This window comes from Fimbriimonadaceae bacterium, assembly GCA_019638775.1.
Lineage (GTDB): Bacteria > Armatimonadota > Fimbriimonadia > Fimbriimonadales > Fimbriimonadaceae > JAHBTD01.
In genome coordinates, this window is the sequence record JAHBTD010000033.1 from 1 (window position 1) to 9,689 (window position 9,689).

Genomic DNA, 9,689 nt, shown 5'->3' on the forward strand with positions numbered 1-9,689 from the left:
CTCGACCAAGGTAGTCACGATGGTCTCCAGCGTAATGCCGTGCAATGGATCGCGGGGATGGGAAGTGGTCATAGGCGTATGGCGGAGAATCTTAGAAGATGAAGACTCGATAGTGTTTCTGCCGTTTCATCTCGTTAAGTATCCAGGGATTCTTCGGCCTCAGCCTCGAAGTGAAATCTAGCCATCTTTAAGCTGCTTTCAAATTCCAACCTTAACTCAGGCTCTTTGGCGGTCAGATGCATAAGATCCGTCAGCACGTCGATCAAGGTTCCGCGTGGATCATAAGGATCACCAAATTGCACAGCATACATCTTGAGAACTTCCCTGGCGCGTTCTGCCCTTTCGTCGTTTGTTGGCATGTCTTCTCCATTGTGGCTCACACAAGTGAATCCCAGATTATTCACGAAATATGTTCGAACGATGGAAGGCGAGGAATTCCTTCTCTGGCCAGAACTTGTCTGGCATACGAATCTGGGCACATGAGAACTCGACGAAATTCACCTCAAGAATTCTGCTTGGCAGGTAGGCTCTCAGCGCAGAAGACAACTTTATCTGATAGGTATCGTCGATCGCCCATAGTCCATTGTCAAACGCGTCATGATGAAGCGAACACAGACACAAACCATTCCTTGGATTAACGCGAAGATCCTCTCTCTCAGCCCAAGGAACAATATGTGCAGCCGTGAGCAACTGAGAAACCGGATTGGAACAGACGCAACAACTGTCTCCATATGAGGCCAGAACAGCTTCCCTAAAGAATCTCTGGTGCAACCGAACTTTGACTTCACGGGCCGTTTCACTCGGTCCGCTCACAATCTCAGCACACTTGGCAAGATAACCGTCGACAGGCCGACTCCGTACATGCCGCTCCGGAGGCAGTGCCAATGAACTGCCTGGGAACCGATCTGCCGCAAGTCCACTTTCAATCGAGAGCTTCCCCCAGTCCTGAGTGAACTCATCCCAAATAGCACGGTCCGCTCTGCTTGCCCCAGAAAGCCCCTTGATCCCTTTGGCGCGCAACGCAGAATCGAATGAACCAAACTTACCCAGCTTCATCGCTACCGATGCCGCTGATCTTCCTATCTGACGAGCAACTTCGATGACTAAGGGATTGTTCGCCTTGGTTTTTGAAAAAGGAATTCTACAATACAGGTTAAAAACAACAAGCAGTTGATCACGCGTCCAAGGTTCATTCATGTGCTGATTCTGTAAAGCAGTCCGAGCTGCCGCGAAATAATAACCATCCAGACGCGTAATATACACAACCGCCCCTCAAATGGAGAGTGTAGTATCTTGTTTGGAGCGATATATTTCCCAACCATACCATTCATCATCGTCCTGCCATCATAGTTGCGAGGTCGTTGTGTGGGCCTCCAACGAGGGGCGTCCCCGACCGCGCGTTGCGCGAGCACAGGGACCACGCGACTGTCTCGTCGCTCCGTATCTAGACTGCATCGCGCTTCTTATGGAAAAGGCCCGCGCAAGAGTGGTGTAACACGCCTCCGTCATAGTCCAAGATGCCTGCAAGCCAGGATCGATGGATGCACCAAATAGTAGAACAAAGACGCAACTAAGGCTGGTATAGTGGCCATGGCATCAGCCTAATCAGGTCGACCATGTGCCAACGCCAATCCCCCGCGCAGTGAATGGTGCCCACTCACCAAGGAGGGTTGTCATGCAAAAATCAGTGATCGTCGCTCTCGCAGTTGCCCTCGGTCTCGGAGCCAGCTCGGTTTCGTCATATCTTGCATTGGCCCATGCCGATGGCCTCATCACTGAAGGCAAAGAGGCGATGAAGGGCACCGGCAAGTCTTTGACGGAAGCCACAGGCAAACTCAAAACCGATGCGACGCAAACAAAAGAAGACGCGAAGAAATTAGATCTGGACAAAACCAAGCAGGGCGTCGGACAGGTAAAGGGAGACGTCAAGGACATCAAGGAGGGCGCCAAGGGAGCATTGACCAATCCGCTGGGCAAATAACCGCCCCCCGGCTCTCATTGCGCACATGGGACGAGCACATACCGAGCGTGCGCGTTCTCGGCCCTCATCTTATTCCTCTACTGGGGCGGACAGCCTGGTGCTCCCAAGTGCGCGCGTCCAACGAGGGGAGTCCGCGACCGCGCGTTGCGCGAGCACGGGAGTATCAGGCTGTCCGCCCCTCCCCCTTCTTGCCCCCGCCCCTTTGCGACTGCTAAAAGAAAGGGTTACCATCCAGCGACGCCAGGAGACGCTCCGTCCCTTGTTCCGTTGGCACCTACATCACCCAAGAGAATCGCTATGTCCCTGCCGGTTGAGCATTCCGCAGCAGACGAATTACGGCGCGAGGTCTTGCGACGGCGCACATTCGCCATTATTTCCCATCCGGACGCCGGAAAGACCACGCTGACCGAAAAGCTGCTGCTGTATGCCGGGGCGGTCCACCTGGCCGGTGCCGTGCAGGCCCGCTCCACCCAGCGCCAAGCCAAATCGGACTGGATGGAACTCGAACAGGCGCGCGGCATTTCGATTACGTCCACGATGCTGCAGTTCGACTATCACGGCGCACGAATCAACTTGCTCGACACGCCGGGACACCAGGACTTCAGCGAAGACACCTATCGAACCCTTATGGCGGTGGATAGCGCCGTCATGGTCCTGGACGGGGCCAAGGGTATCGAACCGCAGACGAAGAAACTCTTCGCCGTTTGTCGCAAACGCGGCATTCCGATCCTGACCTTCATCAACAAAATGGACCAGCCCGGACGTCACCCCTTCGACCTGCTCGATGAGATCGAACGCACGCTGGGCATGACGGCCGTCCCGTTCAATTGGCCGATCGGCGAAGGATCCGGCTTTCAAGGCGTCTACGATTTCCAACAGCGCCAAGTGTTGTTTTTCCAGCGCACCTCGCACAACCAACGGCGCGCCCCGATGACCGTGGAGACCTTCCCCAACCCGAAACTGGCGGATACCCTCGGCGAGGCCTACGGTCCGCTGCAGGAAGAAATCGGCCTACTGACGGGCGCAGGCACCTCCTTCGATCGCGACCGATTTCTCGCCGGTGAACTCACGCCGGTGTTCTTCGGCAGCGCCCTGACCAATTTCGGCGTCGGCCCCTTCCTCGATGCCTTCACCTCCCTTGCGCCACCTCCGGGCCCCCGGCACAGCGCCCAAGGCCTGGTGCAGCCGACGGATGAGACCTTCTCCGGCTTCGTGTTCAAGATTCAGGCGAACATGGACCCGCAACATCGCGACCGCATGGCCTTCCTTCGCATCTGCTCCGGCCGCTTCGAAAAAGACATGATGGTCTATCACGCCAGATTGGGCCGGAAGATCCGGATGACGCGTCCGCATCGGCTCTTCGGCCGCGACCGCGAAACGATCGACGAGGCCTACCCCGGCGATGTGGTGGGGCTGGTGAATCCGGGCCTGTTCACCATCGGCGATACGTTGACCTCCGACTCCAAGCTCAGCTTCGATCCCATTCCGCATTTTCCTCCCGAATGTTTCGGTCTCTTGCGGACACAGGACATTTCCAAGCACAAACAGTTTCAAAAAGGCCTGAAGCAGCTGGAAGAGGAAGGGGTCATGCAGATTTTCTACTCACCGGACCACGTGCGCCGCGAGCCGGTGCTGGCTGCGGTGGGTGAACTGCAGTTCGACGTCGTCATGTCGCGCCTGGAGCACGAATACGGCGTGAAAACCTCCGTCGAGCGCATGCCCCACACCATGGCCCGCTGGATCGTCGGGGACCCCACCGCCATTGCTGCGGTCTATTGGCCATCGGATACCGTCCGCCTCGTGGATCAGCAGGGACGCGGCGTCATGTTGTTTACCACCGAACACCTGCTGGCCTATTGCGTCAAATCGAATCCTTCCATCAAATTCCTACTGCGAGAAGAAGTCGCCGGCCAGTAAGATTGACGGCCGAACACCACTCCCTTGCACGACGTGGCAGCGCCACGCCCCTCATCGTGTACGCCGGTCCGTCTCTTGACACCGGCAGGAGTGTCCAGTATGACTGGACACTCCTGCCGGTCTCGTTTACACCTGACATGGATGCCCGTTCACGGATCGATGCACCATCGGACAACCGGCTCTTGAGCGCACGGTTATGAGACGCGACGATCACAGGGGAATCATCGCCTTCGCGACGCTGGCCGTCTTCCTTGCCGGCTCTGCCATCCTCGTACTCACGGGGGTGACGACGATCCGCCACCTCCTGGACAACGTCATCTCGGCCTATCTGCTGGGCTGGGCGTTGTACGGCATGTTCAACCGGATGCCGCTCTCGGAAACCGGAACGCGCTTCCTTCTTACGACGGGCTCGCTCGTGTTCTGCTGGGTGCTCGCAGAAGGAGCCGTCCTGCTCGGTCTCGTCGATTACCGTGTCCTCTTCGGTTCGTACGAATCCGGAACGGCGCTGAGCGTGGCGGGACGACGGTTCGACAAGGAACTGTTGTGGCGACACGATCCGCACTATCGCTATGAAGCGCCGTACCAAGGCAACATCGGTCGAGCGCTCTGCATCCCTCCGGATCCTGCCCGAACGGTCGCTGTCCGTTATGATCGAAACGGATTTCGTAATGCCCGCGACCTCGACTCGGCCGAGATCGTCGTGATCGGAGATTCATACATGGAGGGCTACTTCACGCCGGACGAACGTGTGATCACGACCCGGCTGAGTGAATTGCAAGAGAAGTCCGTCGCCAATCTGGGACACTCAGGGTATGGGCCTCAACAGGAATTGGTCGTCCTGCAACGGTTCGGCTTCCCCCTCGCACCCCAAACGGTGGTCTGGGCATTTTTTGAAGGCAATGACTTCTTGGATGCGGAGCGCTACGAGGAGAAAGTACTCCGATCAGGCAACGGCTGGTGGCAGGATTTCTGGTTTCGGTCATTGAGCAGAAATGTCTCGGCTCTTCTGTTCCGGTCGGAGCAGCCATGCACGCCGGATGAGTCCCTGAAGGAGCTCCGCGCCGAGTTTCTCGACAGCATGCACCGGACGACGACCGTCTTTTTTGCCTCCGCCGAAGTGGAGCGGGTCTCAGAGCCGACTCTTCGCAAAGCCGTTGCTCCGATCATCCGGGCAGCGCAACTCTGCCGCGACCGGAATATCCGTTTCCTGGTGGCGTTTGTGCCGGAAAAATTCCGCGTCTACCACGATCTCCCAAACCTAGCCTTGTCGACAGCCGCGATCCGTCAATGGCATGTCAGCGACGTACCCGGTCGACTCCAGCGACTGTTGGCGGACGCAGATCCACGTATCGAGTATGTCGACCTCACCCCGGCCCTGAAAACCGCAGCACGCTCCGGCATTCCCACCTACCTGCCGGACGACACACATTGGACAGATGAAGGAAACCTGGTGGCCGCCGACGCAATTCACCGCGCGTTACAGAAAGGCTTTCCCGCTGAGCTTCCACCGCGCAACCCATGACGTTGGCCGCACGACACTGCAGCCGCCACGACCATCGTCAAATGTGTTATAAGGATCTAGCATCTCCGGACCCCCCGGCGACCTCCGGAAAGCTGATGCGAGCACGATCACACCTCTTGCTGCCCTTAGCGCCTCAGGCTAACTCGGCCTAGGTGCCTTGCCCGCTCTCACAGGGACTGACGTTTCCACGCCCTCCGTGCAGCAGGACCGGCACGGATGACCGAGCGTCGCACACCGACGCGATCGGCGATCGGTCCGCCTGACAATCACGATACACACTGAGGCCGATACCGGTTTCGAGGAGAAGACCCATGCCGAAGGCAAGAACCGCAAAAAACTGTTACTGCTGCGAAGCCGACGATCGAATCAAGATGACCTTCATGATCTGCGCCTTGTGCCACCGACCATTCTGCAGTGCTCATGGCGTGCCCGACTTGGAGCAATGCACCAAGTGCCTGGAGGCGAGCGAAGAAACGGAGTAAGCCTCACAGGATGCTGAAACATTCTGTCAGCCGCGTGCTCGCATCGCTCGCCGATTCGTGCATCGTGACACGTTTCTCGTGAAGAGACGGCATCCGGCTTCGACACGAGAGACGAATCCCACATGCTCGAACCGGCCCCGGGAAGCACGACTCGTCAGACCGACGGTTTCTTTTTTTTCTTCTTGATCCCCACCATCACCGACACCCGCGCCTGTCGCGACAGGGCCTGATCGATCCGGCTTTTCCCGTTGGTCGTCAGAATAACCAGCCCGTTATGGTCTTCGATGCGTTGCAGCAGGTGTGCGGCACCGGCATCCGCATACGGACTTCCACCCCCGCGTCGCGTGCCGAACAACGCATCGGCCCCGTCGAAAAACAGGATCGAACCGCTGCGCTCCGCGTCGTCGAATACCCGGTTGATATTCTTTTCGGTTTCCCCGACCCGCCGACTCACCAGGGACGACAGATTCACTTTCGACAGGTCGAGCTTCAGTTCCTCCGCCACCAATTCCGCTGCTTTGTTCCGGCGGAGCGGGGTCGAGCCGGAGAGCACCACCACTGCCACGGTCGGCCGCTTCGGGCGAGCGGACCGGTTACGCCGCGCAGGTGCCGTCTGTTTCGTCACCGATGGGGTCACGACCTGCGTGCGGCTCTTCTTGGCAGGCTTTCTCGCCGGCTGCTTCACTCTGGTATCAACCATGGCTCCCTTTCTTGCCCCATTCACCGGCGAGAATCTCGCTCGCCCGCGTGACGGCTTCGTTTCATGATGCTCCAGTCGCGCTCACCGCTTCCTATCGAAGCCGGAGTCGCGCCATTTTTCGAGGAGGGCGATACGCCGCTCCAACTGCGGAATCGTGGCCTGATCGACTCGCCCACCGGTCCGCTTGATCAGCTCCGCATTGAGCTGTCGATGATCCACTCCGCACTTTCGCGCCACGGCCCCGACCAGCACGCGATGTCTGTCCCGCAAGCTGTTCTTCTGGTCGTGCAGCGCCACCGCCGGTTCCGGCTGCCCCTTGCCTTCGCCGGACGACTCACCCTCCTCGGCGCCGATCAAGGCATCGAGACGAGCCACGCCGTTCAACGGGATATATTCCTTCAACGACGTCGCGGCGGTCCCGAAGAGGGTTCGCTGGACGGCCGGCATGATGTCTTCGAGCACATGATCCCGCTCGACCTTGATGCGCTTGGCATAATGCACCAGCGTCGCATCCTTAGGTAGGTAGAGCCAGGCCCGCTGCGGTTTCGGCACCTTCTCCTGCATGCGCACGAACCGCCCGACCACCTGACGAAAATACATCTCCGTTAAGACGTTGGTGGCATAGACCCCGACCCGCAAGCGCGGAATATCGACGCCTTCGCTGACCATGTTCACCGCCACCAGCCACTGCTGCTGCTTGTGATGGGCAAAGGTCTCGATGGTTTTAGAAGCGGACGGATCGTCCGAGACGGCCACCTGCGCACGTGTACCCGTGATCTTCTGCACGAGGTCGGCCACCTGCCGGGCATGGTCTTGGTTCATGGTCACGATCAAGCCCCCCGCGTCCGCCTGCTCCTGTTTACGGAGTCGCTGTAGTTCGGCATGGGCATCGCTCAACACCGGCCCCAGCCAGCTCTCCTGGAGCAACGCCGTCTTCAGCCGCTCGCGTTGGCGCTCGAAGGTCAACCCGTCCTCGAACGTGGCTCGATGCTCGCGCCCATCGGAGAGCCAGGTCAGTTCCCCTTCATAACTCGGGAAGAGAATCGGCCGGCACACCCCGTCACGGATGGAATGGGAGTAGCCGTAGGTAAAGTCCGCCTGGCTCTCACCCTGCTCGTACCGCACGTAGGGGATGGGATTGTTGTCGGAGCGAAACGGCGTGCCGGACAGGGCGAGGCGAAACACGGCTTCCCCGAACGATTCGCGCAGGGCCTTACCCCAATCCTTGCCGTCTCCGGCATGGTGTAACTCGTCGAGAATCACCAGCGTCTTGCGGCTCCGGCAGGCGCGGCGAAACACGTCCGGCGCCAAACAGACTTGCTGATAGGTTACGACTGCGCCGTGATAATCCCGTGCCTCCAGCGCCTGCTCGTTCGACAAGGCCGGATCGAGCTGAATGCCGACCTGACCGGCGGCGGAGGCCCACTGTGTCCGCAGATGGTTCGTCGGACAGACCACCAGCACCCGTCCGGCGCTGCGAGCAGCCAGATAGTGATGGGCAATGCGCAACGCAAAGCGCGTTTTGCCTGCCGCCGGCGTGGCCGTCACGAGATAGTCCTCGCGCGGCCGTGCCAACACATCGGCCACCGCGCGAGCCTGCCAATCACGAAGCACGGCTTTCCAAGGGGCGAGGGTCACCGCCATAGCACCACCAGGCGTGTCCGGTGCCTTGCCTCGAACCACGAGTGGCGCCGATTCTGCGCCGTCCCGCCCATCTCTCCGGTCTCTACGCACATCATACAATTCCCATCCGCAGTGGTCCGCAGCCGGGGGCTTCCACGAAGACGATCAGTTTGTCACGACGATGAAGATGAGGTGTGGCGTACACGCGGCCGACAGGCCCTCACGTCACGGAGGCGGCCGGCCACGGCATGGGAGAGACACATCATATCTGTGCGGGATGGTATCGCAAAACCAGCCGGGCAACAAGAGGCCGACGGAGCCGCCGCTACCCTTGAAACGCCGGCCGCGTGGTCGCATACTCACGGCACCACGCCATGTCGACCGAGCGTTCAGAAGCCACCCACCCGCTCCATGCCTTGGAAGCCGACGCCGTCTTGCGCGCCATTGTGCAGGGCACGGCGACGGAGACCGGCCACGACTTTTTTGCCGCCCTGGTCCGCAACCTCGCCGACGTCTTGGGGACCCACGGAGCCTGGGTGACGGAATATTTTCCGGAATCCCGCCGCCTGCGCGCCCTGGCCTTCTGGATGGACGGCCAGTGGGTGAAGGACTACGAAGTCGACATCGCAGGCACGCCTTGCGAGCGGGTGATCGACAGCGCCACCCTGGTCCATTTCCCCGACCGCATTCTGGAGATCTATCCGCAGGAAGAGGAGTTGCGACAGGCCGGGGCCGTCAGCTACATGGGAGTGCCGCTCAAGGACCACAACGGCGCCATCCTGGGACACATGGCCGTCATCGACCGCCGCCCCATTCCCGAAGAACCGCGCATCCATGCCATCTTTCAGATCTTCGCCGCGCGGGCGGCCGCCGAACTGCGACGCCTGCGGGCCGAGGCCGAGGTGCGGGACCGGGAGGAAACCGTGGGGCGGCTCCTTGGAAGCGCGATGGACGCCATCATCGAGTTGGACGACCAACTGCGGATCACCCGCGTCAATCCAGCCACCGAACGGGTGTTTCGTTGCGGCGAGTCCCGGATGGTCGGTCAGGACTTCCGCCGGTTCATGACCGACGAGGACGCCCGGCGCGTGAGCGACCTCATCACCAAACTGGACGCCCGCCCCGAAGGAGAACGGTCTCTCTGGATCCCCGGCGGCCTCACGGCCCGTTGTCCCGAAGGCGGCTCCTTCCCCGCTGAGGCTACGCTCTCCCGGTTCGAATTGCGCCGCCGCACCGCCACGACCGTGATCCTCCGCAACGTGCGCGACCGCATCGAGGCTGAACACAAGATCCGCTCGTTGACCGTGGAGACCGAACTCCTGCGCGAAGAACTCCAGTCACGCCACCCAGGCACGCTGATCGGGGAAAGCCCGGCCCTGCGCCGGGTGCTGGACGACATCGCGCAGGTCGCGCCGACGGACGCCACCGTCCTGATCGTCGGCGAAACCGGCACCGGCAAGGAGC

The 9,689-nt window shown here is 60.1% G+C and carries 10 protein-coding genes; 5 read left to right on the forward strand and 5 right to left on the reverse strand.

Annotation, left to right across the window (positions count from 1 at the left end):
- From KF784_18430 to KF784_18440, 3 genes are all read right to left on the reverse strand, one after another.
- On the reverse strand, positions 1-72 hold a 72-nt coding region (locus KF784_18430; GenBank protein ID MBX3121041.1), incomplete at its 3' end, for a VF530 family DNA-binding protein.
- Between the two features lie 62 nt (positions 73-134).
- Entirely contained in the window at positions 135-359 is a 225-nt protein-coding gene (locus KF784_18435) for a hypothetical protein (protein ID MBX3121042.1), read from the reverse strand.
- 37 nt (positions 360-396) lie between these two features.
- Positions 397-1,263 (reverse strand): HNH endonuclease, encoded by an 867-nt coding sequence (locus KF784_18440; protein MBX3121043.1) that lies wholly within the window; start codon positions 1,261-1,263, stop codon positions 397-399.
- 412 nt (positions 1,264-1,675) lie between these two features.
- Between KF784_18440 and KF784_18445 the strand changes: the two genes are divergently transcribed.
- From KF784_18445 to KF784_18460, 4 genes are all read left to right on the forward strand, one after another.
- Positions 1,676-1,981, forward strand: coding sequence for a hypothetical protein (locus KF784_18445; protein MBX3121044.1), 306 nt, complete (start codon positions 1,676-1,678; stop codon positions 1,979-1,981).
- A 297-nt stretch (positions 1,982-2,278) separates the two neighbouring features.
- On the forward strand, positions 2,279-3,898 hold the full coding sequence (locus KF784_18450; GenBank protein ID MBX3121045.1) for a peptide chain release factor 3: 1,620 nt from the start codon (positions 2,279-2,281) through the stop codon (positions 3,896-3,898).
- A 196-nt stretch (positions 3,899-4,094) separates the two neighbouring features.
- Positions 4,095-5,420 carry a hypothetical protein gene (locus tag KF784_18455; GenBank protein MBX3121046.1) on the forward strand — a complete coding sequence of 442 codons (1,326 nt, stop codon included), beginning with the start codon at positions 4,095-4,097 and terminating at the stop codon, positions 5,418-5,420.
- 311 nt (positions 5,421-5,731) lie between these two features.
- Positions 5,732-5,902: a hypothetical protein gene (locus tag KF784_18460; protein MBX3121047.1), complete on the forward strand. Its 171-nt coding sequence runs from the start codon at positions 5,732-5,734 to the stop codon at positions 5,900-5,902.
- 154 nt (positions 5,903-6,056) lie between these two features.
- On the opposite strand, the gene KF784_18465 is transcribed toward KF784_18460, so the two are convergent.
- Positions 6,057-6,602, reverse strand: coding sequence for an AAA family ATPase (locus KF784_18465; protein MBX3121048.1), 546 nt, complete (start codon positions 6,600-6,602; stop codon positions 6,057-6,059).
- Between the two features lie 81 nt (positions 6,603-6,683).
- The gene (locus tag KF784_18470) at positions 6,684-8,246 is read right to left on the reverse strand and encodes a DEAD/DEAH box helicase family protein (protein ID MBX3121049.1); all 1,563 of its coding nucleotides are present in this window, start codon (positions 8,244-8,246) and stop codon (positions 6,684-6,686) included.
- A 353-nt stretch (positions 8,247-8,599) separates the two neighbouring features.
- Between KF784_18470 and KF784_18475 the strand changes: the two genes are divergently transcribed.
- Positions 8,600-9,689, forward strand: a 1,090-nt coding sequence (locus KF784_18475) for a PAS domain S-box protein (GenBank protein MBX3121050.1), incomplete at its 3' end; no start/stop codon positions are given.

Bases quoted from the DNA above. Each gene is read 5' to 3' on its own strand.
- KF784_18470 (MBX3121049.1), bottom strand. From the start codon at position 8,246: ATGGCGGTGACCCTCGCCCCTTGGAAAGCCGTGCTTCGTGATTGGCAG.
- KF784_18450 (MBX3121045.1), top strand. From the start codon at position 2,279: ATGTCCCTGCCGGTTGAGCATTCCGCAGCAGACGAATTACGGCGCGAG.
- KF784_18465 (MBX3121048.1), bottom strand. From the start codon at position 6,602: ATGGTTGATACCAGAGTGAAGCAGCCGGCGAGAAAGCCTGCCAAGAAG.
- KF784_18435 (MBX3121042.1), bottom strand. From the start codon at position 359: ATGCCAACAAACGACGAAAGGGCAGAACGCGCCAGGGAAGTTCTCAAG.
- KF784_18455 (MBX3121046.1), top strand. From the start codon at position 4,095: ATGAGACGCGACGATCACAGGGGAATCATCGCCTTCGCGACGCTGGCC.
- KF784_18445 (MBX3121044.1), top strand. From the start codon at position 1,676: ATGCAAAAATCAGTGATCGTCGCTCTCGCAGTTGCCCTCGGTCTCGGA.
- KF784_18460 (MBX3121047.1), top strand. From the start codon at position 5,732: ATGCCGAAGGCAAGAACCGCAAAAAACTGTTACTGCTGCGAAGCCGAC.